Source organism: Janthinobacterium leeuwenhoeki, from assembly GCF_051380795.1.
GTDB lineage: Bacteria > Pseudomonadota > Gammaproteobacteria > Burkholderiales > Burkholderiaceae_D > Janthinobacterium.
The window spans coordinates 69,424-96,421 of sequence record NZ_JBNYXT010000001.1; the positions used below are offsets into that span (position 1 = coordinate 69,424).

The following is a 26,998-nucleotide window of genomic DNA, read 5'->3' on the forward strand; positions in this document are numbered from 1 at the left end:
TCATTGTTGGATGTCGAGGAAAGCAGGCCGCTCACACACGCTGCGGCTGCCCATGTTGACTTTCGCCAAGAGAAATCATAGCGCGGATTGCCACTTTTAAAGCACAGTTATCTGATGGATTTGCCGTCTTTTATTTGGACAACAAACGTGAATCGCCATGATAAATATCGCTTTCGCCGGAATCGGCAAACTGACGTTCATGCAAGAAACATTATCAAAAGCAAAGTCGTTTCATCAAGCCGTCATAAATCTTCTTTACTATCGGCAACATGTTCATGGCCCGTCCAGAGGCCGTGCCGCCACATCCACCTATGCACACTCTCGCCCTCCCTACCGCCACCGCCGCGCCGCCCGGCCCGACGCCATCGAATGTGGCTTACCTGAAGCCGCCATCGGCCACCATGAGCATCGAAGGGACGGATGCCTTGCACGATATCCTGGCGGGTCGCAAGCTCAGCGCGCTGTTTCAACCGATCATCCACATGCACAGCGGCGACATCATCGGCTACGAAGGCTTGATACGGGGGCCATCCGACAGCCCCCTGCACGCGCCGATGAATCTGTTCAAGGTGGCGCGCGCGCATGACCTGACCCTGGAAGTGGAGCACCTGTGCCGGCAAGTGGTGCTCGAGCGCTTTGCCGAACTGCAGTTGCCGGGCAAGCTGTTTCTCAACGTCAGCCCCGAATGCCTGCTGCTGCGCAATGCGCGGCATGGCGAAACCCTGGAATACATCGAACATATCGGCATCAATCCGGACCGTGTCATCATCGAGCTGACGGAAAACCAGCCCACCTACGATTACGAACTGATGCGCGAAGCGGTGCTACATTACCGCAACATGGGTTTCCAGATCGCCATCGACGACCTGGGCGAAGGCTTTTCCAGCCTGCGCCTGTGGTCGGAATTGCGCCCGGAATACGTGAAAATCGACATGCATTTCATCCAGGGCATCAATAACGACCCCGTGAAACTGCAGTTCGTGCGCTCGATCCAGGAAATCGCGGAGAAATCGGGCACTCTGGTGATCGCCGAAGGCATCGAGGCGCAGACGGAATTGCTGGTCTTGCGCGACCTGGGTGTGGCCTTCGGACAAGGCTATCACCTGGGCCGGCCCAATGCGGTGCCGGCGCGCGCCCTGCCGGCCGAAGTGGTGCAGGCGCTGGGACGCAACGGCGTGGCCGTGTATCCGCAGCGCAGCAACCTGGAAAAGAACGGCGCCAGCATCCGCAAGCTGCTGCACCGCGTGGCGGCCGTCTCGCCGCAACTCAACAATAACGAGGTGTACGATATCTTCCTCAAGGACCCGAAGCTGATGATCATCCCCGTCGTCGACGACGGCGTGCCGCTGGGCCTGATCAGCCGCTTCGAAATGATCGACCACTTCGCCCGCCCCTACCAGCGTGAGCTGTATGGCAAGAAATCATGCAGCCTGTTCATGGATGCCACGCCCCTGATTGCCGACCATGAGACGAGCTTGCAGGAACTCAGCTACACCATGGTGCAGTCCGATGCCCACCACCTGTTCAACGGCTTCATCATTACCGAACACGGCCGCTACCTGGGCATGGGCACGGGCCACGACCTGATGCGCGAAATCACGCAGATGCAGATCAATGCGGCCCGCTATGCCAACCCGCTGACGCAACTGCCCGGCAACGTGCCCATCAACGAACATATCGACCGTTTATTGCACAGCGGCAGCCGCTTCTGGGTCTGCTATTGCGACCTCGACCACTTCAAGCCTTTCAATGATGTGTACGGCTACCGCAAGGGTGACGACGTGATTCAGCTGACGGGAGAAATCCTCAGCGGCCATTGCGACCCGAACCGCGACTTCATCGGCCACATCGGCGGCGACGATTTCATGATTTTGTTCCAGAGCGAAGACTGGGAAACGCGCTGCCAGGCCATGCTGGACGACTTCGCGGCCGCCATCCTCGCCTACTACAGCACGGGCGACTGCGAACGGGGCGGCTACATCAGCGAAGACCGGCAAGGCAAGAAAGTGTTTTATTCATTGATCAGCTTATCGTTGGGCGTCATCAAGGTCGAAGCGCACCAGTACTACACGCACCATCAGATCGCCACGCAGGCGGCGGAAGCAAAGAAGCAGGCGAAGAAAATACACGGCAACAGCCTGTTCCTGGACCGGCGGCAAGGCGCGGGCGTGGCGCGCATGGATGCGTAGCCAGGGCTGAGTCAGAAGCGAAACAGGGATCAGATGCGCACGAGGTCGTCAAACGCATTGCTGCTACGCGAAGCGGGCACGAATGCCAGGCTGATGCGCGCGCCATCGCGGCGCGCCTGCACGCGGTAGCTGCCTGCGGGCACGTCCACGAACAGGCCCCCGTATGCCGTGTCCGGCTCAAGTCCACCGCCCGTGACGTCTTCCCCGGCGCCGATGAAGACGCGGCCCGAGACCACGGCCAGATGCACGACCACATGCGGCTCGGCAAGTTCGGCGTGCAAGGTGAGGTCATACGCACCGTCGCCGCCCACGTTGAAAAACGCCACCTGCCCCGCGTTCACGGCAGCCAGTTCCGCACTGCGAAGACTCCACCAGTCGCAGTCATTGTCCAGCTTGTGGCGCAAGAGGGCCGGGTCAAACACGCACACGGTGGCCGTGCCGGTCACAATGGTGACGAACGTGCCTGCCGTCATGCGGCCAGCGGCGCCGGTCCCAGCAAGGGCTGGCTCTCCACGTACTGCGCACTGGCTTGCGCCTGCCACGGAAAATGGCCATCGCGCGACGGCCAGACGATCTGGTACAAGGTAAAATCATCGCCCTGGTAATACCAGCGCGCATAGCCGACGTAGTTGCGGTATTGCGCGACGGGCACGCGCACGAAGGCGCACTGATGGCCTTCCAGCAAGACATCCGTGGTGGCCGTGAAATCCGTGATGGCGCCGCTGCGCGCGGCATCCAGCGCCACGTCAAGTATCTGGTGGGCCATGGCGCGCGGCAAGCCCATGATGAGAAATTCAGGCTGGCCGAAGCTGTGGCAGGCACCTATCGTGAAGGCATAACCGGGACCTTCTTCATCCGCACTGATATGCACGCCATGCCATCCATGCGTGGCGATGTCGTCGATGACTTTTTGCTCGGATGCATCCTCGCCTGCCTGCCTTACCATAGTCTACCTTTCACTGTGCCCAAAACCGCGCCGCCTTCGCGACATGCTTGCCGGCAATTATCGCATGCAGCGCGCGTCCATGTGCGCACGGTGCCGGCGCTTCAGTCGCGCAGGGGCTGCGGCGGCAAGCGCACCTGGCGCCATTGCCGCATGCGCTGCTGCGCCTCTTGCAGCTGAGCCGGCTCCAGCCTGGCGGCAGCCTCTTCCCGCGCCCTGGCCACCCCGCTATCGCCGCCCTCGGCCGCCAGCACCAGCCACATGTAGCCGCAGACGGTATCTTTCTTCACGCCGCGCCCGCTGTTGTACATGCCACCCAGGTTGTACTGCGCCAGTGCATGGCCCTGGCCGGCTGCGCGCCCGTACCATTGCACGGCCAGGCCATCGTCTTGCGCCACGCCATGGCCGTTCGCATACATGACGCCCAAGTTGTTCTGCGCGCTGGCATCGCCCTGTTCGGCAGCCGTGTGGTACCAGCGCACGGCGCGCACCTCGTCGCGTTCCACGCCCTGGCCATTGGCATACATCACGCCCAGGTTGAACTGCGCATTCGACGCGCCCTGGTCCGCCGCCCTGGCGTACCATTCCAGCGCCTGGTGCAAGTCGCGCGCAACGCCGCGCCCGCCCGCAAACATGCCCCCCAGATTGTATTGCGCCATGCAATGGCCTTGCGTGGCGGCACGCCGGTACCAGACGACGGCGCGCGCATCGTCCTTGTCCACGCCCTGGCCGCGCGCCAGCATCAAGCCCAGGTTGAACTGGGCGTCGGCGTCATCCTGCTCGGCCGCCCGCTGCAGCCAGGCATAGGCGCGCAACTGGTCGGACGCCACGCCCAGGCCTTGCGCATACGCCACGCCGAGTTGCCGCTGCGCCAAGGCCAGGCCCTGGGCGGCGGCCTGACGGAACCAGGCCAGCGCCTGCGCATCGCTCTGCACCACGCCCTGGCCCCGCTTGTAGACGAGTCCCAGGTTCAGCTGCGCCTGCGCATCCCCCTGCAAGGCTGCCTTGCGGAACCAGGCCAGGGCCAGCGCATCGTTCTTTTTCGCGCCCAGCCCTTGCGCATAGGCTACACCCAGCATGGATTGCGCGCTGGCCACACCCTGTTCGGAGGCGCGGTAAAACCACGCCAGGGCCAGCTCGTCGCTCTGCAGCACACCGCGTCCCTTGCGGTACATCTGCCCCAGGTTTTGCTGGGCCGAGGCATCGCCCTGCGCGGCCGCGCGGCGAAACCACAGCACCGCATCCTCGTCGCTCTGCGCCACGCCGCGGCCATGGTAATACAGGGCGCCCAGGTGGTTCTGCGCATAAGCCAGCCCTTGCAGCGCGGCCAGGCGCAGCCAGACAAAGGCGCGCGCATCGTCCTGCGCCACGCCTTCGCCCTTCTTGTACATCAAGCCCAGGTTGAACTGGGCGTAGGCATTGCCCTGCTCGGCAGCCGTGCGGAACCAGACATACGCCTGGTGGTTGTCTCTGGCAGTATGGTGCTTGTCCATGTGCGCCCCCATCCACATTGCGCTTGCCGGCAGCACGCGCAAAACGGCGGCCCAGGGCGGCGAAATTGTGTGTTGCTTAAATTTTAAATTCGATGCGGGGAAAGGACTTGAGCAGGCTCAAACGAAATAACAAAATTACATCGTTTTGATGAGCCCGCTTAGAGAGGAAGCGCAGATCAGCGGCGTGACGGATGCTTTTGCAGGAATTGCGGCACTTTCGCGGCTGCCAGTTTGTTCAGCGACATCAGCAAGTCCGCGTCGACATCGGCGATGCCATAGCTGCTGCGCAAATGGCGGCCGATATGGATCAGCACTTGCGCCGCCACTTCCGCATCGGATTCGGCCCTGTGGGCAGCGCTCTTGAAGGCGATGCCCAGCTGGCTCGACAGCAAGCCCAGCTTGTAGCTGGCCATGCCGGGAAACACGCGGCGCGACAGTTTCAGGGAACACACGAGCGACTGGTGCGCGGGCGTCAGGTTCAGCCTGGCACTTTCCGCGCGCAGGAATTTTTCATCGAAGCTGGCATTGTGCGCCGACAGGGCATCGCTACCGATGAAGTCCAGTAACTGCGGCACCACCTCGGCCACGGGCGGCGCCTTGTCCACCATGGCTTGCGTGATGCCCGTCAAGCCCGTGATGAACGAGGGAATGCGGGCATTGCAGTTGATCAGGGTCACATAGCGGTCCGTGATCCGCCCGCCCTCGATGCGCAGCGCCGCCACTTCCGTGATGCGGTCGCCCATGTCAGGCGACAATCCGGTCGTCTCGAAGTCGATCATGACGATCGGTTTGTCAAACACATTCATGGGGCGCTCTTTCGTGGGTGCGACGTAGGGTGTATCGATAAAATGCGCAGGGCAAGACGCGGCCACGCCGCCATGCGCATTTTATCAAGCAAATTTGCGCACGGCGTCCAGCGCCAATCCCGCACCAATACTGCCGAACAAATCGCCTTCGACCTTGCGCGCGGCCGGCACCAGGGCGGCGATCTTTTCGCGCAGCAAGCGCACGCCACTGGAGCCGCCCGTGAAGAACACGGTGTCGACGGCTTGCGGCGCCACGCCCGCGTCGCGCAGCAGGCGCAGCACGGTTTCCTCCACCGAACCGCACAGGTGGCCGATGGCCTCATCGAATTGCGTACGTTTCAGCAACAGGCTTTGCGCGGGCGACAGGCGGTCCAGCTCCAGCTGCACTTCGGCCGCGTCGGACAGGGCGATCTTGCCCTCTTCCACTTTCATGGCCAGCCAGTGGCCGGCGCGCTCGTCGATCAGCTTTTGCAGACGCCCCATCTTGTCTTGCTCACGCGCATCGCGGCACACGTCGGCCAGCTGCACCCAGATCTTCTTCGTGTACGCCAGATTGATCGTGTGCCAGGTCGCCAGGTTGAAATAATAGCTGGACGGCACTTCGCTATTGTTGTGCAGGCGGCTGCCGTAGCCGAGCAAGGGCATGACGGAAGACAGGCTCAGGTATTTATCGAAGTCCGTGCCACCGATGTGCACGCCGCCGGTGGCGAGGATGTCCTCGCGCCGCTCGGCTTTTTTCGCCCGTTCCGGCGACAGGCGCACCAGCGAAAAGTCGGAAGTACCGCCGCCGATGTCGGCGATCAGCACCAGCTCTTCCTTGTCGATCTGCGACTCGTAATCGAACGCGGCGGCAATCGGCTCGAACTGGAAGGCGACGTCCTTGAAGCCCACGGAGCGGGCCACCTCGGCCAGGGTATCTTGCGCCAGCTGGTCCGCTTGGGCATTGTCATCGATAAAGAAGACGGGACGGCCGAACACGGCGGACGAGAATTCGCGGCCGGCGGACTGCTCGGCGCGGCGCTTCACTTCGCCAATGAATTGCGCCAGCAACATGCGAAATGGCAAGGCGCGGCCACCCACTTCCGTCTGGCCATCGATGAGGCTAGTGCCCAGCAAACTTTTCAGCGAGCGCATCAAACGCCCCTCGTAACCGGCCAGATAGCCGGCCAGCGCCGCGCGGCCAAAACTGACTTCCTCGTCTTCCGCATTGAAGAAGACGACGGACGGTAAGGTCGTCTTGCCATCTTCCAGGCCGAGCATGGTGCTCTGCCCGGGACGTGCCCAGCCTACCGTGGAATTTGACGTGCCGAAATCGACACCGCAAGCATTGGCCATGTCGACCCTTCCCTGAATAAAGGGGCGTTATGTTATCAGAAGGCAGGCCATTGCACCAGCAAAAACGGTTCGACGGGGTCAACAACACAAGCTTGCTTTGCAACAAGTGCTGGCCGCCCGCAAAAGCTACTCTTGGGCAATTGATGCCGAGCAACTCGGCCAGTTCCCGGAGACCCAGCGTGCCGCCCCTGACGCCTCCTGTCACGCCGCCGATGACGCCCCCCGTGGTTCCGCCCGTCGCGCCCTCCCGAGCCGGCCAGCCTGGCCAGCGCCGTCAACCTGGTCTTTCCAGCACTGAACTTGCCACGCAGCTATGTACAGCCGGCCAACGCTGGCGTGGCCACCCTCACGGCCGCCGTGGCCGGTGGGCCCACGGCGCAGACGCGGCTGGAATTCGTCGCGCCCTTGAGCGGCGCCAGCAAGCTGGCTGTGCTGCGCGCCAATACGAGCACTTCGACGGCCTCGTCCGACAACGCCAGCACCAGTATCAGCACCATCGGCGCCGTGGTGCGCGATGGCCCACTCAACAACCTGTTCAAGAACGCGCCCGTGCTGTTTTCCATCTTGAGCGAACCCAGCGGCGGCTACCTGCGGCAGGCCGGGCGGGTGTTGACAGGCAGCGACGGCCTGGCGCGCGCCGTGTACGTGGCGGGACCGGCCGACAGCGGCCGCGACGGCGTACTGATGCAGGCCCGCATCGAGGGCGCACCGCAAGCGGCGGCCACGGCCCTCGTGCGCCTAACGGTGGCGCGGCAAGCGCTGTCGATCAAGCTGGGCACGGGCAGCCTGCTGCGCGAATAGTCGAGCAGCGTGCTGCAAAAGGACTTTACCGTGTTCGTCTCCGACAGCGCCGGCAATGGCCTGCTCGACCCGGACATTCCCCTGACCGTCAGCTATCCGCGCAACGTCGGTTCCTGGGTGGACGTGGTCCTGACGGTGCGGGGCACGGTCAGCGGCACGGAAGCGAGCGCCACGGCGGCATTGCGTTTACCGACCCTGGCCAGCGATTTCAGCGCGAACCGCGTGGACCCGCCGGGACGCATCAGCCCCTATGGCAGTGGCCCCTGCGACAGCCCCGATTGAGGCGCAAGCTGCCACTTGCCATTAAATCAAATTATTTGCAACATGAATAAGAAAACAGTCTTGCCACATGGAAATATTTTCGCTATGCTCATTTTTCCCGCCCAGGCCGCCACAAGCGGCCTGGGCCTGCAGGAATACTTTGAGACAGATTGCTTACCAAACCAATATGCGAAAAAAGAATACTGTCATCCGGGCGCCCAGCACCGCCACCCGCCCCGTACCCGGTGCCGGACGGCGCGTGACCTCGTATGACGTGGCCCTGTTGGCCGGCGTGTCGCAATCGGCCGTGTCGCGCTGCTTCAAGCCCGGCGCCAGCATCTCGCCCGCCACCCACGCCAAGGTCATGCAGGCGGCTATCAGCCTCGATTACATCCCCAACGCTGCCGCGCGCAGCCTGATCACGCGACGCTCGAACCTGGTGGCTGTCATCATTTCCAACCTGGCCAATCTGTATTATCCGCAAGTGTTGTCCGACCTGAGCCAGCAAATCGCCCGCCAGGGCAAGCGTTTATTGCTGTTTACCCTGGAGCGCGAAGCAGACATCGGCAAGGTCTTGGGCGATGTGTGGCAATACCAGGTCGATGGCGCCATCGTGGCCGCCTGCCTGTCGGACGAGCAGATGGCCGAATTCGGCCGGCGCGACGTGCCGCTGGTGCTGTTCAACCGCAGCCCGCGCGAGCACGCCGTGCATGCCGTGCTGTGCGACCAGGGCGAAGCGGCGCGCCTGCTCGTCTCCCGCCTGGCCGAGGCCGGGCACCGCCAGTTTGCCATCATCGACGGTCCCGGCGACTCGGCCGTCGCGCAGGAACGCAAGTCCGGCATGCTCGACCGCCTGTTCACGCTGGGCTTGCCCGCGCCCATCGTCGTCAGCGGCAACTACGATTACGCCAGCGGCGGACGCGGCTTGCGCAAGGTCATCGACCGCCTGGGCCGCGTGCCGGACGCTGTCATTTGCGGCAACGACATCATGGCCATCGGCTGCCTGGACACGGCGCGCCACCAGATGGGCATCCAGGTGCCGCTGCAGATGTCGGTGGCCGGCTTCGACGCGCTGGAAGCGTCCGGCTGGCTCAGCTACGACATCACCACCCTGCGCCAGCCCGTGCAAAAGATGGCCACCGATGCCGTCGTCATGCTGGGCGAACTGATGGAACGGCGCGGCGGCAGCGCCGAGCGGCGCCGCTATTGTTCCTATCTGGTCGAGGGTAGTACGGCGCGGCTGACTGCCGAGCCCCAGCGTTTCGGCATGATGGCCGCAGCCTGAAAAACGCCTGTGGCGTTGTTGCCGGCCCCTTGCCGTACATTCGTACTGTCTTCGTGGCGGCGCCTAGCCACAGGCGTTTTTCAGACGTTAACACTGATCACCCAGAAACCTTGCACATAAAAAAACCTCGCATCGCTGCGAGGTTTTTTGTTGCTGCATCGGCTGTATCAACCGAAGATCTTACCCTTGAGCATATTCAAACCCTGGCTGACGAGGTCATTGCCTTCTGGCACTTGGCCGTTCGGCGTCAGCTTGTCGATCAGCTGCGGCAGCAAGGCTGCCAGGCCGCCCGAAGCCGCATCCGGGGCGACGCCCGCTTTTTCAGCGATCTGGCTGATCGTGTCGGCGCCCAGCGCATCCTTGATCTGGTCGCCGGAGACGGGCGCATTGGCGCCGGTGCCGATCCAGCTAGCCACCTGGTCGCCCAGACCACTTTCCTGGAATTTCTGCAGCAGGCCGGGCAAGCCACCATGCTGGTTGACCAGGTCCATCACACTGGCCATCAATCCCGATGGCGCTTCCCCATCCGCACCCTTGTTGCCCAAAGCGCTCATCGCCTGTCCTGCAAGTTGGTCTAGCAAACTCATCGTATTCTCCTGAACGCTGTCAATTAGTGCCGCGTACAGCGGCGTCCGGTAAGGTCGGCGCATAGTCTCCGACGCACACAACAATTATACTATATATAATTTAAATGCCATATTTACAATTTAACGAGCGATTCAAAAACAGACCCGGCCGTAGCACGGCCCACCTCCATCATATTTAGTTCAGCACAACTTGCAAGCGTAAATTGACGCTTCACAAAAACGTGTAAAATTAATTTTCCTACTTACTGAGGAGTATCAACACATGAACATCAATAAAGCGGTAGACAAGGCTTACGAAAAAAAGACGTTCAAGGAAATCGCTGATGCCCCCGTCGACGCGCTGCAAGGCGTGAGCGAGAAAGATGCAGAGCTGCTCAAGCAGGCGTTCAATATCAAGACCGTGCGCGACCTGGCGAACCTGAAATACTCGAAGTGGGCGCGCGCCATCGTCACCCTGGCCGATACGGAAGAATAGACCGGGCCATGCCTTTGACATCCGCGTCAGCACAGCCCGCCCCAATCGGCGGGTTTTTTCATGCCGGCCCACTATCGGCTGGCAAGCCGATAGCCGCGCGGATGCACCATTGACCACGCCGCTGACCCTGCCCGGCATCTGCTGGCCTTTGCAAGCGAGCATGGGCCACCTTGCCGTCACCACATCCCGCATCACGGGCCACTTTCGCGCCGGTGCGGGAACAGACGCCATCGTCCTGTGCAATCTGCTGCCCGCTGGAAAATTTCGCAACGGCGCGGCGCGCCACTGGTGCCGCACGCACCAATGCTACTGGGGCACCCAAGCCGACCTGGCCGACTGGCATGCAACACAGCAGATGCGTTGCCGCCAGCACGCCAGCCCCATGGGCTATGTGCTGTATCCGGCGCTGTTCGACCCCATGCAATTCCACGCCACCACCTTGCGCCTGGGCCCCAACGGCTTGCTGCAACTGCGCGCCCGCGCCGACGACGGCGGCGCCCTGCTGGCGCGCGATGCGGCCGCGCTGGCCATCGACTGCCGCGCCCTGCCCGGCCTGTTTCCTCGCGACATAGTGCAACTGAATATCACGCCACCCGCCGCGCAAGCGCTCGCCGCCGCCTTGCAGGCTGGCGCCCCGCTCGCTTGCAGCGACTGCACCCGCTGCGGGCACCCGCACCTGGACCTGGACAGCTTCGCGCTGACGCCGCACCGGCGCCACAGCTGCGGCCATTGTGGCCACGACGCCTCGCACAGCGCCACGGCCATCGTCTCGACGCCCCTGTGGCGGCTGCGCGAATACGCCGCGCGCCTGCCCGGGCGCCGCATGCAATGCTTCTGAAGGTGCGCCCGCCCACAGTCAGGCAAGGCACTGCCGGGTAGACTGGCCGCATCACCATCACGAGGACAGTCTCATGCCACCAGCGCTACACCAGGATGAAAATGATCAGCAAGGCGACCAAGGCGACTTGTCCGACCTGCTCAGCGAATTGCGCATCCTCTTGCCGGGTGCGCAGATGCTGACGGCCTTCCTCATCATCCTGCCTTTCAACGGTGGCTTCGCGAAGATCGTGCAGGCGGAAAAAGTCGTCTTCCTGCTGACATTTTTCCTTTCCATGACCAGCCTGGTGCTGCTTAGCGCGCCAGCCATCCAGCACCGCGTGATGCGGCCCCTGCAAGACCGCGAACGCTTCAAGCGCGTGGCTGACCGCATCATGATGTGCGGCGCCTTTTCCCTGGCACTGGCGTTTATTTTAGGCACCAACCTGGTGATGTCGGAAGTCTTCGGCCACATCGCCGGCATCATCGCCTGCGTGCTGATGGGGGCACTCATCATCTGCATGTGGTGGTGGTTGCCCTTGCACTTGAAGCACGCCAGGAAAATCTAGACGGCCGGACCCGCCAGCGGCTCGCTCGCTTTCTGGCGGATATTGAACGGCAGGCAAGAACCAATTCCGCCACAGCCGCGCATTCCCCGATTGCCCGCGGTGAAATCTGGCGCATTCCGTGTTATCGTTAACAACAAGCGCAAGCGCTGTCATTGCGGTGCAGCATGGTTTGCCTGCCTCCCGGCAGAACTTGCCCGAATCTTTTACAATGTTGTCTGTGGGCAGCTCTTCTGGCCCGAAATGCCGGGGCTGCTACTCCGCCTTGCCTTTCTTCACTTCGCATCCGGTAGCCCATTGCTGCCACTGCGGCTGAGCCACAGCACGCCTCTTCACCCTGTCATTCCTTACCCAAATCACAAGAACATGCACGCATCCGTAGATCCCCTGATTCCGCGCGTCACCGCGCCTTTTGGCGCTGGCTATGCCGACCTGGCCCTGGCCCTTGGCGGCCTCGCCATCGGCACGGGCGAATTCGCCTCCATGAGCATCCTGCCCGTGGTGGCCGACGACCTGGGCACGACCTTGCCGCAGATGAGCCACATGATCAGCGCCTACGCGCTGGGCGTGGTCGTCGGCGCGCCCCTGATCACCATCTTCCTGGCGCGCATGCCGCGCCGGTTGATGCTGATCTGTCTGATGCTGATGTTCGCAGGCGGCAACTTGCTCAGCGCCATCGCGCCCAATTATGGCTTGCTGGTGGTGGCCCGCTTCGTGGCCGGCATCCCCCATGGCGCGTATTTTGGCGTGGCCGCCTTGGTGGCGGCCGCCCTGGCCGAACCGGACAAGCGGGGCCAGGCCGTGGCCCGTGTCCTGATGGGCTTGACCGTGGCGAATATCTTCGGCGTGCCGCTGGCCACGTACATTGGCCAGACCCTGGGCTGGCGCTCGGCCTTTTTGCTGGTCGCCGCGCTGGGCCTGCTGACCATGCTGATGGTGCGCATCTTCGTGCCCATGGTGGCCGCCGGCGATTCGAGCCCGCGCCGCGAACTGGGCGTCTTCCGCCGCCTGCAAGTGTGGCTGACCCTGCTGATGGTGGCGATCGGCTTCGGCGGCATGTTCGCCGTCTACACCTTCATCACGCCAACCTTGCTGGAAATTACGAAAGTGTCGCCCCTGGTCATTTCCATCTTGCTGGCCATTATCGGCGTCGGCATGACGGTGGGAAATCTGATCGGCGGCTGGCTGGCCGACCGCTCGCGCCTGTGGACCATCTTTGGCGTGCTGCTGTGGAACGTGGCCGCCCTGGCCGCGTTTACTTATACCAGCAGCAATGTCTGGCTGACGGCGATCAACCTGTTCGCCATCGGCGCCGGCATCGCCGTCGCCCCCGCCGTGCAGACGCGTTTGATGGACGTGGCCGGCGACGCGCAAACCGTGGCCGCCGCCCTCAACCATTCCGCCTTCAACATCGCCAACGCCCTGGGCGCCTGGGCCGGCGGCATCGCCATCGCCATGGGCATGGGCTTGCGCTCGACCGGCTGGGTCGGCGCCATGCTGGCCTGCGGCGGCATCGTCGTGCTGGGCATTTCCGTGCTGGTGGAAAACCGCAGCCGCAATGTAGGCGGCGCGCAGCCGGCTTGATGCGGTCGCATAGGTAGGATAATTATATTTGTATCGTTATCATTTCCTATATCATGAATAGGGAGCGGATCTCGCAATTCCTGCGTATCCGACCCTTTACATGATGAAGCGTGCAAGCCATGAACAAAGCAATCATCGCCAGGTACAAATCTGAAAGCTGTCGTCTGTGAATGCAGCAACCATCTTCATTGACGAAGTCCTCGGGCGGGCGCAGCAAGGCATAACAGAACCATTTATTTGCCGCGGCGACGACGGAGCGATTTACTTTATAAAAGGCAAGGGGGCTGGTCGACGCAGCCAGATTTGTGAGTGGGTCTCGGCGCAGCTGGCGACAGAATTCGGCCTCCCCATCGCAGAATATGCGTTGGCAGAAGTGGCTGAGGAACTCATCGAGGCGAATGCATTTCCCAATATCAGCCAACTCGGTAGCGGGATAGTCTTTGCCTCGAGAGAACTTCCACATCCTCAAGAGCTGACAGCGATCACACGAGACCTTGTTCCGGATCAACTGGCAAGCGATGTTCTGGTTTTCGACTGGTGGTTGCATAACGAAGATCGTCATTTAACCGAACGTGGCGGCAACCCTAACTTGCTTTGGGACATGCAGAACTCAGAATTGGTCGTGATCGATCATAACCAGGCCTTTGATCGGCACTTCAATTCGAGCAACTTCCTGAAAACGCATGTGTTTGCAAGCAGGTGGAACGACATTTTTAGCGACCATCTTCAACGCGAGCACTACGCAAGCAAGTTAGAGGCAATTTTGCCAAGATTGGCAGGCATCCGTGCTATCATACCCGACTCTTGGTGGTTTGTTGATGATGGCGTACCAGCAGACGTGACGTGGGATGAAATCGAGACCTGCCTGCAGCGTTGCAGCCAAGAAGATTTTTGGAATACCCCATGAACAAGTTCGCCTGCCAATATGCTCTTTTACGATTTCGCCCGTTTGTGGAAACCGGAGAGTTTGCCAACGTCGGTATTGCGCTGATCGCGCCCGAAGCGCGCTTCTTCGGCTTCCGTATACTGAAGCGGTATGGCCGTATCACGCAATTCTTTCATCAGCTTGACCGTCAAATCTACTTGGATGGCCGCCAACTTTTTAAAGAAGAGATGGATCGCTTCGCTCTCGAGCTTCGTCGGCTGGCATTGGATGGAAGAAAAACACAGCCCAATATAGTACTCGCAAGAAATCTGTTTGCTGAAGTGGTTCGTCCACGAGAAGCGATGCTGCAGTTTGCCGATCAACGCGTCGTCCTGGCGGAGGATCCAAAGGCCAAACTTCTGCAACTATTTGACCATTATGTCGAACGCAACTTTGTAACCAAAGAATATCAAGAGCGTTTATTGGAAAACAATGTCCGCAAACTCCTCTTCAACGCGCAAGTCGGAGCTCGATATCAACGTGAAAAGGTTGGTACGGAAGATTTCGCCGTAAACTTTCCCTTTGTCGACATGGTGGAAGGCAAAGCTGAACGAGTGATCAAACCGCTGTACCTTGCCCAAGGCGATAGCACCAAAATCCTCACACATGGCGGTCAATGGGTCGATAAAGTACGGCGCTTACGCAAACGCAATGCACTGCCCCCGAAAGTACTGTTCCCGGTCACTCAACCGGCAGCCAACACCAAGCCTTATCATGCATTCCAAGAGATCAGGCAAGACTTGCTTGCTGAAAATGTACAGGTAGTAGCTGCAGACGATGAGCGTCAGATTCTCAAGTTCGCTACTGATAGAGGCTGACTATAAGACAGATGTCCTACTCCTCAAGGGCAAACGCCACCGCCGCCTCGCAGTGAATGGCCGTGGTACTAAATAGCGGCAAGTCGATATCGCCGGGCTTGACCAGCAGCGGTATTTCTGTACAACCCAAAATCACGCCCTGCACGCCTTGCCGCCGCAGTTTCTCGATGATGTCCAGGAAGATGTTCCGGCTGGCGTCGGTAAAGATATTCTGCACCAGTTCCGTATAGATGATGTCGTGGAGGATTTCCTGGTCGGCCGCATCGGGCGTCACCGTAGCAATACCCAGCTGCTCCAGCGCATCATGATAGAAACAGCCCGCCATCGTCTGCTTGACGCCCAGCAAGCCGACCTTGCGCACGCCTGACTGCTGCACCCGCTTTGCCGTTTCCTCGACGATACTGATAAAAGGCAAGCCGATGCGCGGCACGACGGCCGGCGCGAAGCGGTGCGCGCCATTCGCGCACAGCAGGAAGAAATCCGCACCCATGCCTTGCAGGCGCTGCCCTTGCGTGACCAGGAATTGTTCGATGGCGCGGGAATCGGCTTGCGCCGCGTGCGCAACGAAATCGGCTTGGTCCATGCTGACCAGCATGATGCGCGCGCTATGCGCGGGGCCGATGCGCGCCACCAGCATTTCATTGAGCAGGCGGTAATATTCCAGTGTGGAAGCCCAGCCGATGCCGCCAAGTAAACCTATCGTTTTGTGTTGCACGTTTATCCTGTAGAGAATATTTGTTAAAATTACATGTTCATGCATATATATTTTGCGGCAGAGATGCACGCAGGCAGCATGGCAACTAGTGTGCGCCGGTTCCCTTAGTGGTCCATGCAGCTCGCGCCAAATCCTGCACGCCATTGCTTGTAGCCGACTCCGGCGTTGGCCGCCTCCGCCAGCAAGCGCTGTATTGAATGAAAGCCGAACAGGCTGGCGCAGGCGCACAGCGCGACATCATCCACCTCATCCTCGTAGGCACTAAGAAACAGCTCTGCCAGCAGGCCTTGCAGCGATGCATAGCTGCACCACACCTCGTCAACATTCTCCAGACTGCAGCGTTCAAAGCAGTCGTTGGCGGAATTGAAGTAATCGAGCACTATGCCGCACTCCCACAGGGGCACGATGCCGCGCCCGGCAATGGGCGAGGAACGCCACGCGCGTGCCTACTGGCAGCGGTAGTCCAATAGCGGCGCAACGCTGTCGCCATCCAGATGACGCAGCATGGCCTCGGTGAGGCCCAGCGCACGTAGTACTTTGCCGTTAATTGTTCGTACTTTACTTGATGTCATGGCAATTGGAGGTCTGTCGGTTGTATTCGCGTTCGAATGCGGCCAGGCTCTCCGCCTGCGCCCACAAGCTGGCGATGTAGTCGAATTCCAGCTCGAACGGCTGTTCGAAATCCTGCACATCCGTCGCATACTCGCAATTGCGGCTCAGCATGACCAGCCAGTCGGGGTAGCCCAGCGCCGGATACAAGCGGGTAAATTTGGCATCGAGCGACTGTACGCTTTCCCGGCCGTCCAGGTAGGCGGCGCGCAATTCGACGATATATTTGCCAGCGAGGAATTGTTCCTCCAGGCGCGCGTCGCCACGATAGCGTTCGATGATCGCCTCGGCCAGCGGCAACACCTCGTCAATGCCCCGGGCGCTGGCCAGCAGCACGATATCGAGGTCGTCGCCTTCCTGATCCAGGCGCAAGCGCTCCACGGCCCAGTCCACGCAGCGCTCCGCCCGGCCATCGCCATGGCGCAACTGGAAGCATTCCAGCTCAAGTTCTGTCAATTGTTCCATTGTTATTCTTCGCAAGCGCGCAGCTATAAACGGTGCCCGGCACCTGAAAGGATGGTTGTTGCGGGCATATTATACGACAGGCAGTGTAAAGCCCACGCAGGGGATAAGGGCTGAGAAGAATGGGAGCACGCTTCGAGATGAAGAGAGGGAAAAAATAAGATGGCCGCGCAGCGGGGCATTTAATCAGAATAAGAGAAACAATAAACCAATTAGAAACATAAAACGCAAGGCTTATCGGAAAAGCATTCTTTCAAAGAGACATCAAGACAGGCCATGCGCGCGGCATGCCGAACATGGCCATCACATCGCTTATTGCGGATTCGACGCCACGATGAACGGATCGAAGGTCAGCAGCGTATTACCGGCCAGCAACAAGGTCATCGTATATTGCACATTGCTGCCTTTGGCATTCACACGGCCGCCCCATACGGTGTTGTCGTATTGCGGATAAGGCGCCGGATTGACCATGCCATTGCTGATGGCTGTGCCGCCGAAGCTGTGGATGGAAACCTGCTCGGCCGGGTCCAGCGATTCGACGTTCCAGACGATGGTGTCGCCGTTCTTGCAGGTTGTCACCAGTTCATTGCCGCCTTCGTTGCCGTTGCCCGAGTAGCCAGTCGTGTCGACCATGAAGACATACTTGCTCAGATTGCCTTGTGCCACTGCCTGACCGACATTGACCGCTACCAGTACATTAATTGTTGCCATGGTTTTACCCCTCGTTGGAATGGAATTAAACATACAACTATCCTTTGTGCGATGAAATAATGAAGACCCAGTCAAATTGCCGGCAGCACTTTCGCCGCAATCGGAACCCATCCTGGCGCATAAAAATACGCGAAATATATCAATTAAAAATACGCAGAATATATCAATAAATCACCAAATCTATCGATAATATTTATGCGCCAGGTGATCAATGATATTTTTTGATCTCCATTACCGCAACTACGAAGATAGAATATTTTATTTATTTTTTCAAGTCAAATTATTTTTAATAATATTTAAAATCTATCCATTAATAACATTTAATTTTTAAAAGAAATTTCTTTTATATTGAATATTGGGATTCAGTATTTGATTTACCGCAAACAATAGCGGTATGCCAACAGAAAAAATGGAGGGAAGAGTGAAAACAGGCGCCGGCAACGGGTGCCGCATGGGGGGGCGCTTGCGCGAAATGCAGGGCGATGGCGGTATCCGTGCGGCAAAAGCTGTTCTCCAGGTCTTGGCATGAACACCATGGTGGCTAATGTATATTAACTTCTTGCCAGCATCCTGGCATACGGATTTTATACAGGGCCGACAGCATCGTCGCTGGACAAAGGCCACGCCACGGCGGATAATGAGAACGATTCCCATTATCAAAATACCAGGCCCTGCCTGGCTCTCCCTGTGCGCCCCGGTGGCGCCTGCTGGCGGCAACAAGCCGGTTTTATGTTGAAGGTTTGTACCGCATGCGCGCTTTCTGGACTGTCATACACCGCTGGGCTGGCCTGACCATCGCCCTCTTCCTCATCGTTGCGGGACTCACGGGCGCCGTCACGTCGTGGGACCACGAACTGGATGAATGGCTCAACGCCGACATCATGGACACGCCGGGCCGCGGTCCCCTGCAGCAACCATTTGCGCTGGCGCAAGTGGTTGCTGCCGCCGATACGCGCGCGGAAGTCAATTACATGACCCTGGGCCTGGAAGAAGGCCATGCGGCCGCCTTCATGGTGCGCCCGTTGACCGACCCGGCCACGAACAAACCGTTCGTGCTCGACTACAACACCGTCTACATCGACCCCGTCACGGCGCAGATCACGGGCACGCGCGATTCGACGGCCATTTCACTGTCGCGCCGCAGCCTGATGCCGTTCTTGCGCCACCTGCACTACAGCCTGCACGTGCCCGCCTTCTGGGGCACGGACCGCTGGGGTTATTGGCTGATGGGGACGGTAGCCCTGATCTGGCTGCTCGACAGCATGGTGGCGTTGTACCTGACCACGCCGCGCCGTTTGCGCCCGCGCGCGCACGACGAAACGCCGCGCCACCGCGACGCCGCCAACTGGTGGCAGCGCTGGAAACCGTCGTGGGTGGTGCGCTGGGCGGCCGGCGACTACAAGCTCAATTTCGATCTGCACCGCGCGGGCGGCCTGTGGGTGTGGGCCATCATTATCGTCGTCGCCTTCACGTCGTTCTCGCTGAACCTGTACCGCGAAGTGTTTTATCCCGTCATGTCGCTCGTCTCCACCACCACACCGGGCCCGTATGAAACGCAGACGCCGGCGCCCTACGGCACCTACATCAAGCCCGTGATCGGTTTCGAGCAGGCCGTGGAGATCGCCAAAAAGCAGGCCGTGCAGCGTGGCATCACGGCGCCCATCGGCGGCATTTATTATGGCGGCAATTATTCGTTCTACAACGTCTCGTTCTTCGACCCGGCCGACGAATTCGGCGCCGCCGGCATGGGCCTGTCGAACCTGTACGTCGACGGCATGGACGGCAGCATCATCGGCCAGCACAAGCCATGGGAAGGCACGGCCGCCGACGTTTTCGTGCAACTGCAATTTCCCCTGCACTCGGGCCGCATCCTCGGCTTGGCGGGACGCATTTTGATGTCCTTCATGGGCATCATGGTGGCCATGCTGTCGGTGACGGGCATCGTCATCTGGGAAAGAAAGCGCCGTGCGCGCCGGCTGCAGGCGAAAAGCCATCGATAGTCACCTGAACTGGCGACTTCACAACGGCGCAGGCGGACTCATTCAGTCTGCGCCGCACACGCGCAACGCATAAGTTGTAGCGGCCATCCCATCTCCGCACTTTGCGACACAGTAGCCGGCACATGCCGGCTGGCTGCGCTTTTCACGCAACCAAATGCAACTTACTTGCATTAGTATTCCGTGCGAGCTATTATTGCAACCAAATTGCATTTACCCGCCACGCTGTGCCTGCGTCCAGCGCCAGCACCCCCATCCGTCTTTTTAGAGAGCCCCATGCGCCATCACGTATTCGCAGCTGCCATGCTGTCCACTGCCCCGCTCGCTTACGCGGCAGACGACGTTACCCTGCAGACCATCAACATCCGGGCCGACAAGCCAGCTGGCATCGACAGCGTCGTCCTGGTCGAAAATACGCAAGCCCAGAACAGGACGCTGGGCGGCATGCTCGAGCATGTTTCGGGCGTGCAAAGCAGCGCCTTCGGGCCGAATGCGGGCGCACCGGTGATTCGCAGCCTGAGCGGCAGCCGCGTGCAAATTCTCGAAGATGGCCAGTCCATCCTCGGCATGAATGCGCTCAGCGGCGACATCAACATCCCCTTCGATCCGCTGTTTGCGCGCAGCGTCAGCGTAAACAAATCGTCCGATAGTGTGCGTTTCGGCGGCAATGCCATTGGCGGCAGCGTCGATGTCGATTCCGGCCTCATTTCCAGGAAGATGGAGAGCAAGGAGAAGGACTTGGAATTTGTCCTGCGCAAGGGCTTCAACGATGCCAATGCTCAGGGCTTGCGCATGAATTTCAACGATGGGAAACACTTCTCGACGAATCTGCAGATGTCCTTCCAGAAGATCGGGCATTACGACATTCCCGGCAACAGCAAGGCGGGCGTGTGCAACAGCGAGCTGTTCCCCTTGAAGGGCGGCGTGAATACCTTTCTGGCCGACAGTTGCCAGAAAGAAGCGAGGATACAGCAAGTCTACAACAAGGCTTCGCAGCCCTTTATCGACCAGTTCATGAAGGAAAATCCGGACTGGGCGGACGGTGATTTTTCCTTCTATACCAATAACCCGACGTCCGTCTGGCAGCGCAAGACCTACGTCAATCCCGTCAACCCCGCTTACGTGCCGGGCACGCCATCGATGACCCAGAACAAGATCAACAAGGACGTGACCCCGGATTACCACGGCAGCCTGGGCAACAGCTATGCCAGCAATTCCCACTTTGCCGTCGGCAGTACCTACTTTTTCGACCGTGGCTACGTGGCCGTCAGCCTCGACACCAAGAATAGCGAGTATGGCGTGCCGGGTTTTTCCATGGAAAACAAGTCTTTCGGTTCGAATTATGCCGCGGGACTGCCCGTCGGCGTGGTGATACAGCAGGATAAATATGCGCTGGAAGCCCATCTTCGCGATCCCCTTGCCTATCTTGAAAGCGCGCAATTGCGCGTGTCCCACTTGAGCAATGCCTCGGGAGAACGCCTCGGCGCCGCCAAGGCGAATGACTACCAGTTCGACACCAATCAGGCCGAGCTCCTGCTGGCGCACCGGCGCGTGGGGCCCTTGAGCGGCTTGCTTGGCCTCAGCCATAAAGCCAGGGATATCGCCGGCAGCGGCTCGCAGCTGTACCTGCCCGATACGAGCACGGCCAGCCGCGCGCTGTTTGTCAAGGAAAGCCTCGACGTCGACTGGGCCACCTTCGATGCCGGCTTTCGCCATGAAAAAGTGGACCACAATATCCGCAAGAGCGGTTTCAAAACGTCGCGCAATGCGAGCAATTCCAAACTCGAGGACAAGTCGTTCAGCCTGAACAGCTATAGCCTGGGAGCTTCGGCCAAGCTGGGCCAGCTTTTCGGTGCGAAGCTGCGCTATGCATCCTCGGAAAGAGCGCCCGACGTCAATGAGTTGTATGCGAGCAACCGCCACTATTCGATCATGACCCAGGAAGAGGGCAATCAGGACTTGAAGGCCGAGCGCGCTCGTCATACCGAACTCACGGCCCTGTTCGGCAATCGCGGCTTTGCCATGTCGGCAACGGGCTATGTCATGCAGTACGAGAACTATCTCTACCTTGGCCACTCGGGCGCCCAGATGGCCAATCGCCTGCCATTAAAATATTGGAAGCAGACCGATACGACGGTCAGGGGATTCGAGATCGACGCCTCCCAAGTCGTTCAGCTTGGCAGTTACGGCAAGCTGAACCTCTCCGCATTTGCCGACCTGGTCAAGAACAAGGCGGACAATCCCGACAAGCTGCGCGCGCACAACGACCGCGCGTATCTGCCCAACATGCCCACCCACCGCTATGGTGCGAATCTGCTGTGGGAGAAACAGGGGTGGAAGGCCAGGCTTTCCAGCACCTGGTACGCCAAGCAGAAATACCTGGGCAAAAGCGTCAGCGAGGAAGTGCCGCTCGACGGCTACACCATGCTGAACTTCCAGCTGAGCCGCGCACTGCAGGTAGCGAATTCGCCGTTTGCAGGCATTGAGGTGTTCATCAGCGGCAGCAACCTCCTCGATGACGATGCCCGGCCGCACAATTCTCCATTGAAATACATCGCGCCCTTGCCTGGCCGTGGCTTTCAGATCGGATTGAGCGCCAGGCTTTAAGGCGCGGCGCCGCCCCGTAGCCACGCCAAACGTAGGGGGCGGCGAATAGATGGCAAGCCATGGCCACCCATCAGGCCCGCGATCCCGGCCCGCTCTTAAACAGCGCTATCCCACGGCGCCGACAACCTCACGGCGCAATTGATCAGCCCCACCATCGAATACGTCTGCGGAAAATTGCCCCACATTTCGCCCGTCACTGGGTGCGTGTCTTCCGACAGCAAGCCCAGGTGGTTACGCGCCAGCAACATCGTCTCGAAGATTTTGCGCGCCTCATCCTTCCTGCCGATGCGCGCCAGGGCGTCGATGCGCCAGAAGGTGCAGATGTTGAAGGCGGTTTCCGGCTTGCCGAAGTCGTCGGGCGCTTCGTAGCGGCGCATGTAAGGGCCGTCGCACAGCGATGCTTCCAGCGCGTCGACGGTCGCGATGAAACGGGGGTCCATGGGGTCGATGAAATTGACTTCCGCCATCAGCAGGACGGAGGCGTCGAGGTCGCGCCCTCCCAGGCTTTCCGCGAAGGCCTGGCGCTCTTCGCTCCACGCTTCGCGCAGCAGGCGTTCGCGGATCAGCACGGCGCGGCTGTTCCAGTGGTCGGCCCGGTCCGGCAAGCCCAGCTTATGCGCGACTTTCGCCAGGCGGTCGCAGGCGGCCCAGCTCATCAGCATGGACGAGGTGTGGACGCGCGCCCGCGTGCGCAGTTCCCACATGCCGGCGTCCGGCTCCGCGTGCAGGCGGAATGCCTGGTCGCCCACGGCTTCCAGCGCGGCAAACTCGGCTTTTCCCGCCCGGTGGAACAATCGGTGGTCGAGAAAGGCCTGCGCGGCACCCAGCACGATATTGCCGTAGACGTCGTGCTGGAAGTGTTCCTGGGCCTGGTTGCCCACACGCACGGGGCCGTTGCCCCGGTAGCCGGGCAAATGATCTAGCGTCGATTCCGGCAATTGCTCTTCCAGGCCGATGCCGTACAGGGGCTGGATGTGGCCGCCCTTCGAGCGGGCGACGATATTCGTCAGCCAGCGCAAATACTCTTCCATCGTGCCCACTTCCGACAGGCTGTTCAATGCCCGCACGACAAAGAAGGCGTCGCGCAGCCAGCAATAGCGGTAATCCCAGTTGCGGCTGCTGCCCGGCGCTTCCGGGATGCTGGTGGTCATGGCGGCAATGATGGCGCCCGTGTCTTCATATAAAGACAATTTTAAGGTGATGGCGGCGCGGATGACCACGTCCTGCCATTCCAGCGGCACGGCCAGGCGGCGCGTGTAGGTGCGCCAATAGTTGATGGTTTCCTTTTCGAAAATGCGCGCCGTCTCGTCGATGCCGCCGGCCAGGGTTTCATCGGGACCCAGCAGGAAGTTGGCGGTGCCGCCCAGCACGAAATACGTTTCGCTCAGCACATAGTTGAGCGAAACATCCGTGTTCAGGCGCAAGGTCTGTTCCGGCCCCACGTAACGGATGTGGTGGCTGCCCTGCGTGATCTGCGGCGCCAGTCGGCCCCAGTCGTAGCGGGGGCGCAGGCGCACCCTGATGCGCACGGCGTGATCGAGCGGGCGCACCCGGCGGATCAGCATCAGCGGGCGGAACATGCGGTCGCGGCTGAGGAATCGGGGCGCGAAATCCGTGATTTCCACACCGCGCCCTTCGGTGTCGTACAGGCGGGTGCGCAGGACGGCCGTGTTCGGCTCGTAACATTGCTCGCTGCGCGCATAGTTTTCAATGTCGATGCCCCACACGCTGCCGTTTTCCGTCGCGTCCAGCAAGCCGTTAAAGACAGGATCGCCATCGAAACGGGGCAGACAGGACCAGACGACCTGCCCCGCCTGGTCGATCAGGGCGCTGAAGGCGCAATTGCCCACCACGCCGCAGTTGAGACTAGCCTGGATGGGCGTGGCGGGCGCCGCCGCGCTGGCCGCCGCAGTGGCGCAAGCGGCCTGCGAGGCGGCAGCGCCGCTGGGCGTGTCATACGCTTGTTCTTGGGAACTCGTCATCATCTACTCCTTCTGGGGATACGGAGGCGGCCAGCAGTGCGGCGCGCAAGGCGCCCGGACTGGCCAGGCGCAGGGTGGCGGCGCTGGGGCCGCTGCCCACCTTTACGCCCTGCCCGCCAACTTGTTGTACAAAGACAAAGCCTGCCTCATCGGTGGTATCGTCGCCCGCGAACACGGGCCGACGGCCGGCGAATGGCGCCTCGGCCATGAAGGCGGCGATGGCGCCACCCTTGTCGGTGGCGGCTGGCTTGGCTTCCAGGACCATTTTGCCATGCAACAGCAACACCCCCGGGCACGCTTGCACGGCGGCCGTCATTTCCTGCAAACACAATTGCCCGAGTTCCGGCGCCAGCCGGTAATGCAGGGCCACGGCGCCGCGCTTGTGTTCCACCAGCAAGCCGGGGTGCATCGCCGCCAGCGCCCGGGCGCGCGCCAGCACGGGCGAGACATCGGGCGTGGCCGCCACATGCAGCGCGCCATCGGCGCCGCGCCGCTCCACGCCATGCACGCCCGCCACCGGCAAGACCAGAGGCGCCAGCATGGCGTCGATCTGCGCCACGGGACGCCCGGAAATGAGGGCCAGCGCGCCGCCGTGGCGCTCGGCCAGCAATGCCAGCGCTTCGACCACGCCCCCTTCCAGGCGCACCCCATCGGGCGTGGGCGCCAGGTCGACCAGGGTGCCGTCGAAATCGAGGAAGACGGCGCTGCCGGGGCTACTCAGCAGTTGCAACAGGGCTGCGCTATCGTCAGGGATATCGGCCATCAAATCCCCTTGCGCCGCTTGATGCGGCTGTGGGCGTCGATCTTGGTCATGACCTTGTCGCGCTGGCGCAAGCGGGCCGCGTCCAGCAGCATGCGCCCGGCCCAGCGGTAGACATTGAAATGTTTGACTCTGGCCCGCATGCTTTTCATGCGCTCGCGCTGCTCCACGGGCGGCATCACGAGGGCGCGGTAGAGGGCGTCGGCGCCTTGCTCGATGTGGTACGGGTTGATGATCAGCGCTTCATGCAGCTCGCGCGCGGCGCCCGTGAATTGGCTCAGCACCAGTACGCCCAGCTCGTCATCGCGGGCGGCAATGAACTCCTTGGCCACCAGATTCATGCCGTCATGCAAGCTTGTCACCATGCACACTTCCGAGGCGCGGAAATAGCGCTGCAAATCGTCCTGGCCATGGTGCTCCGCTTTCAGCAGGATGGGCACATAACTGCCGCTGCCGAAGCGGCGGTTGATGCGCTCGACCATCTTGCGCACGCGTGCGTCAAAACTTTGATATTCATCAAGCGACGCGCGGCTGGGGGCGGCGATTTGCACGAAGGTAAAATTGCCCACCATGCCAGGCTGCTGCTCCAGCATGCGCTCGACGGCCTGGAAGCGCTCGACGATGCCTTTCGTGTAGTCGAGGCGGTCGACGCCGATGCCCAGCAAGTGCTCGGGTGCCACGCCCAGCTCGGCACGGATTTGCGCGCGGCAGGTCGCCACGTCGGGCTGCGCCGGATTATCCTCGGGCCAGGCGATGGAAATCGGGTAATCCTCGACCTGCGTCATCTCGCCGCCGTAGGAAATCGTCGACGCTTCCGGTTCGATGCGGGTTTCCAGGTAGCGATCCACCGTTTCCAGAAAATTCTTGCGGTGGAACGGCGTGTGGAAGCCCAGAATCGTGCTGCCCAGCAAGCCGTCGAGGATTTCTTCGCGCCAAGGGCAAATGCCGAACGATTCCGAGTTCGGCCAGGGGATATGCCAGAAGGTAATAATCGTCGCCTTCGGCAGCGCTTCGCGCACCATGCGCGGCAGCAAGGCAAAGTGGTAATCCTGCACCAGCACGACGGGGTTGTCCGTCTTCGCCTCGGCGATCACGGCGTCGGCGAAGCGGCGGTTGACTTTTACATACTGCTCCCAGTCGGACGAGCGGAACACGGGGCGCACGTGGGCGATATGGCACAGCGGCCACATGCCTTCATTGGCGAAACCATAATAGTATCCCTGCTCTTCCTCTTGCGTCAGCCACACGCGGCGCAAGGTATAGCTGGGGTTGTCGGGCGGCACGGGCACGTGGTCGAGTTTATCCACCGTTTCGCGGTCGGCGGAACCGGCCCCGTGGGCGATCCACGTGCCGGAACAGGCCCGCATCACCGCCTCCACGGCCGTCACCAGGCCGCTGGCGGGGCGCTGCACCGTGATCCCATCTGCCGTTTTGGTGTGGATATACGGTTCGCGGTTCGACACCACCAGCACCTGGTCGCCCTGCAAGTCCGCTTCCAGCAAGGCGCGCAGCTTGTCCGGCGTCCAGTCGGACGACCAGCCGTTGTCGCCCTGGCGTTCCAAATGGTATTCCTGCAGCAATTCGCGCAAGTCGCCGATCAGCGGCTGCATTTCCGGCGGCGGCGCGGGCGCGGCGGCGGGCGCGGTGGCGGCGGTCACTGCGCCATTGCTTTTCGGCAGCAACTCGCCCCGTAAAATATCCTTCACGGCCGACAGCCAGCCGCGCCAGCTCAAGTGCGCCACGAACACGGTCATCAGGGAAATCAGCACGGCCAGCACGGCCAGGAAGGCAAAGATGAAGCGTTTGGTATCGGTATTGCGGCGCTCGACAAAGCTCATGTCCTGCACCAGCACCAAACGGCCCAGCTGCGACGCCTCCTGCATGACGGGTGTTTCGCTGATGTGGACTTGCCCTTGCGGCAATTGCGCCAGGGATTTGTACAAGCCGCCCGTGGAAGGCGTGCTCCAGCAGCCGATGGATGCTGGGTATTGCGTGGACTGGTAGAGCAAGTGGCCTGCGTTGTCGCAAAAGCCGATGGCGATCAGGCGTTCGTCGCGCGTGGCGCCCTGGAACAGTTCGCCGATGCGGGTGGCATCTTTTTCGGGCAGGTATTCGGTGAGCGAGGGCCGGAGGGTTCCAGCGAGCAATTCCGCCCGGCTGTCGAGGTCGCGCACATACCAGCGCAAGGTAATATTGTCCAACAGGGGTACCACAATATAAGCAAACAATCCCAGCACCAGGGCCAGTGGCAGGATGAAGCGCAAGGACATT

The 26,998-nt window shown here is 60.8% G+C and carries 25 protein-coding genes; 12 read left to right on the forward strand and 13 right to left on the reverse strand.

The window, feature by feature from the left end; all coding sequences use genetic code 11:
• Positions 1–401: 401 nt before the first annotated feature.
• Complete coding sequence (locus tag ACQ4WS_RS00300; RefSeq protein WP_436473152.1) at positions 402–2,189, forward strand: GGDEF domain-containing protein; 1,788 nt, start codon at positions 402–404, stop codon at positions 2,187–2,189.
• 29 nt (positions 2,190–2,218) lie between these two features.
• Here ACQ4WS_RS00300 and ACQ4WS_RS00305 read toward each other — a convergent pair whose 3' ends face one another.
• From ACQ4WS_RS00305 to ACQ4WS_RS00325, 5 genes are all read right to left on the reverse strand, one after another.
• Positions 2,219–2,662: a DUF6386 family protein gene (locus tag ACQ4WS_RS00305; RefSeq protein WP_436472618.1), complete on the reverse strand. Its 444-nt coding sequence runs from the start codon at positions 2,660–2,662 to the stop codon at positions 2,219–2,221.
• Positions 2,659–3,135: a DUF4262 domain-containing protein gene (locus tag ACQ4WS_RS00310; protein ID WP_436472620.1), complete on the reverse strand. Its 477-nt coding sequence runs from the start codon at positions 3,133–3,135 to the stop codon at positions 2,659–2,661. The genes ACQ4WS_RS00305 and ACQ4WS_RS00310 overlap by 4 nt, the downstream gene beginning before the upstream one ends.
• A gap of 101 nt (positions 3,136–3,236) precedes the next feature.
• Positions 3,237–4,625, reverse strand: coding sequence for a tetratricopeptide repeat protein (locus ACQ4WS_RS00315; protein WP_436472622.1), 1,389 nt, complete (start codon positions 4,623–4,625; stop codon positions 3,237–3,239).
• 176 nt (positions 4,626–4,801) lie between these two features.
• Positions 4,802–5,431: a 3'-5' exonuclease gene (locus ACQ4WS_RS00320; RefSeq protein WP_436472624.1), complete on the reverse strand. Its 630-nt coding sequence runs from the start codon at positions 5,429–5,431 to the stop codon at positions 4,802–4,804.
• An 84-nt stretch (positions 5,432–5,515) separates the two neighbouring features.
• Positions 5,516–6,766, reverse strand: coding sequence for an Hsp70 family protein (locus ACQ4WS_RS00325; RefSeq protein ID WP_436472626.1), 1,251 nt, complete (start codon positions 6,764–6,766; stop codon positions 5,516–5,518).
• Between the two features lie 300 nt (positions 6,767–7,066).
• Here ACQ4WS_RS00325 and ACQ4WS_RS00330 point away from each other — a divergent pair, with 300 nt between their 5' ends.
• The 3 genes from ACQ4WS_RS00330 to ACQ4WS_RS00340 all read left to right on the forward strand — a co-directional run bounded on the left by ACQ4WS_RS00330 (position 7,067) and on the right by ACQ4WS_RS00340 (position 9,113).
• Positions 7,067–7,567 (forward strand): hypothetical protein, encoded by a 501-nt coding sequence (locus ACQ4WS_RS00330; protein WP_436472628.1) that lies wholly within the window; start codon positions 7,067–7,069, stop codon positions 7,565–7,567.
• A 9-nt stretch (positions 7,568–7,576) separates the two neighbouring features.
• Positions 7,577–7,849 (forward strand): hypothetical protein, encoded by a 273-nt coding sequence (locus ACQ4WS_RS00335; protein ID WP_436472630.1) that lies wholly within the window; start codon positions 7,577–7,579, stop codon positions 7,847–7,849.
• A 166-nt stretch (positions 7,850–8,015) separates the two neighbouring features.
• A complete protein-coding gene (locus ACQ4WS_RS00340) occupies positions 8,016–9,113 on the forward strand; it encodes a LacI family DNA-binding transcriptional regulator (protein WP_436472632.1) in 1,098 nt (365 codons plus the stop codon).
• A gap of 167 nt (positions 9,114–9,280) precedes the next feature.
• Here the strand turns inward: ACQ4WS_RS00340 and ACQ4WS_RS00345 are convergent, their stop codons facing one another.
• On the reverse strand, positions 9,281–9,700 hold the full coding sequence (locus tag ACQ4WS_RS00345) for a YidB family protein (RefSeq protein WP_436472634.1): 420 nt from the start codon (positions 9,698–9,700) through the stop codon (positions 9,281–9,283).
• 262 nt (positions 9,701–9,962) lie between these two features.
• Here ACQ4WS_RS00345 and ACQ4WS_RS00350 point away from each other — a divergent pair, with 262 nt between their 5' ends.
• The 6 genes from ACQ4WS_RS00350 to ACQ4WS_RS00375 all read left to right on the forward strand — a co-directional run bounded on the left by ACQ4WS_RS00350 (position 9,963) and on the right by ACQ4WS_RS00375 (position 14,884).
• Entirely contained in the window at positions 9,963–10,175 is a 213-nt protein-coding gene (locus tag ACQ4WS_RS00350; RefSeq protein WP_034751103.1) for a hypothetical protein, read from the forward strand.
• Positions 10,176–10,284: 109 nt separating this feature from the next.
• A complete protein-coding gene (locus ACQ4WS_RS00355; RefSeq protein WP_436472637.1) occupies positions 10,285–11,013 on the forward strand; it encodes a hypothetical protein in 729 nt (242 codons plus the stop codon).
• 73 nt (positions 11,014–11,086) lie between these two features.
• Complete coding sequence (locus ACQ4WS_RS00360; RefSeq protein WP_436472639.1) at positions 11,087–11,560, forward strand: DUF6328 family protein; 474 nt, start codon at positions 11,087–11,089, stop codon at positions 11,558–11,560.
• A 363-nt stretch (positions 11,561–11,923) separates the two neighbouring features.
• Positions 11,924–13,141, forward strand: coding sequence for an MFS transporter (locus tag ACQ4WS_RS00365; RefSeq protein WP_289947978.1), 1,218 nt, complete (start codon positions 11,924–11,926; stop codon positions 13,139–13,141).
• A 166-nt stretch (positions 13,142–13,307) separates the two neighbouring features.
• Complete coding sequence (locus tag ACQ4WS_RS00370; protein WP_436472641.1) at positions 13,308–14,048, forward strand: HipA family kinase; 741 nt, start codon at positions 13,308–13,310, stop codon at positions 14,046–14,048.
• Positions 14,045–14,884 carry a DUF3037 domain-containing protein gene (locus ACQ4WS_RS00375; RefSeq protein ID WP_436472643.1) on the forward strand — a complete coding sequence of 280 codons (840 nt, stop codon included), beginning with the start codon at positions 14,045–14,047 and terminating at the stop codon, positions 14,882–14,884. Before ACQ4WS_RS00370 ends, ACQ4WS_RS00375 begins: the two co-directional genes overlap by 4 nt.
• A 16-nt stretch (positions 14,885–14,900) precedes the next feature.
• On the opposite strand, the gene ACQ4WS_RS00380 is transcribed toward ACQ4WS_RS00375, so the two are convergent.
• The 4 genes from ACQ4WS_RS00380 to ACQ4WS_RS00395 form a co-directional block, all read right to left on the reverse strand.
• Entirely contained in the window at positions 14,901–15,599 is a 699-nt protein-coding gene (locus tag ACQ4WS_RS00380) for an aspartate/glutamate racemase family protein (RefSeq protein WP_436472645.1), read from the reverse strand.
• A 104-nt stretch (positions 15,600–15,703) separates the two neighbouring features.
• Positions 15,704–15,979, reverse strand: a complete 276-nt coding sequence (locus ACQ4WS_RS00385; RefSeq protein WP_436472647.1) for a hypothetical protein — start codon at positions 15,977–15,979, stop codon at positions 15,704–15,706.
• A gap of 178 nt (positions 15,980–16,157) precedes the next feature.
• Entirely contained in the window at positions 16,158–16,673 is a 516-nt protein-coding gene (locus tag ACQ4WS_RS00390) for a hypothetical protein (RefSeq protein WP_436472648.1), read from the reverse strand.
• A 309-nt stretch (positions 16,674–16,982) separates the two neighbouring features.
• A complete protein-coding gene (locus ACQ4WS_RS00395; RefSeq protein ID WP_436472650.1) occupies positions 16,983–17,381 on the reverse strand; it encodes a DUF8788 domain-containing protein in 399 nt (132 codons plus the stop codon).
• Between the two features lie 749 nt (positions 17,382–18,130).
• On the opposite strand from ACQ4WS_RS00395, the gene ACQ4WS_RS00400 reads away from it, so the two are divergent.
• Complete coding sequence (locus tag ACQ4WS_RS00400) at positions 18,131–19,381, forward strand: PepSY-associated TM helix domain-containing protein (RefSeq protein WP_436472651.1); 1,251 nt, start codon at positions 18,131–18,133, stop codon at positions 19,379–19,381.
• 273 nt (positions 19,382–19,654) lie between these two features.
• Positions 19,655–21,985 carry a TonB-dependent receptor gene (locus ACQ4WS_RS00405; protein ID WP_436472653.1) on the forward strand — a complete coding sequence of 777 codons (2,331 nt, stop codon included), beginning with the start codon at positions 19,655–19,657 and terminating at the stop codon, positions 21,983–21,985.
• A gap of 95 nt (positions 21,986–22,080) precedes the next feature.
• Here ACQ4WS_RS00405 and ACQ4WS_RS00410 read toward each other — a convergent pair whose 3' ends face one another.
• From ACQ4WS_RS00410 to ACQ4WS_RS00420, 3 genes are read right to left on the reverse strand one after another with little or no spacing between them, the layout of a single operon-like run.
• Positions 22,081–23,967 (reverse strand): glycoside hydrolase family 15 protein, encoded by a 1,887-nt coding sequence (locus tag ACQ4WS_RS00410; protein WP_436473154.1) that lies wholly within the window; start codon positions 23,965–23,967, stop codon positions 22,081–22,083.
• A complete protein-coding gene (otsB, locus tag ACQ4WS_RS00415; RefSeq protein ID WP_436472655.1) occupies positions 23,939–24,730 on the reverse strand; it encodes a trehalose-phosphatase in 792 nt (263 codons plus the stop codon). Before otsB ends, ACQ4WS_RS00410 begins: the two co-directional genes overlap by 29 nt.
• Positions 24,730–26,997 carry an alpha,alpha-trehalose-phosphate synthase (UDP-forming) gene (locus ACQ4WS_RS00420; protein WP_436472657.1) on the reverse strand — a complete coding sequence of 756 codons (2,268 nt, stop codon included), beginning with the start codon at positions 26,995–26,997 and terminating at the stop codon, positions 24,730–24,732. The genes otsB and ACQ4WS_RS00420 overlap by 1 nt, the downstream gene beginning before the upstream one ends.
• Position 26,998 lies beyond the last annotated feature (1 nt).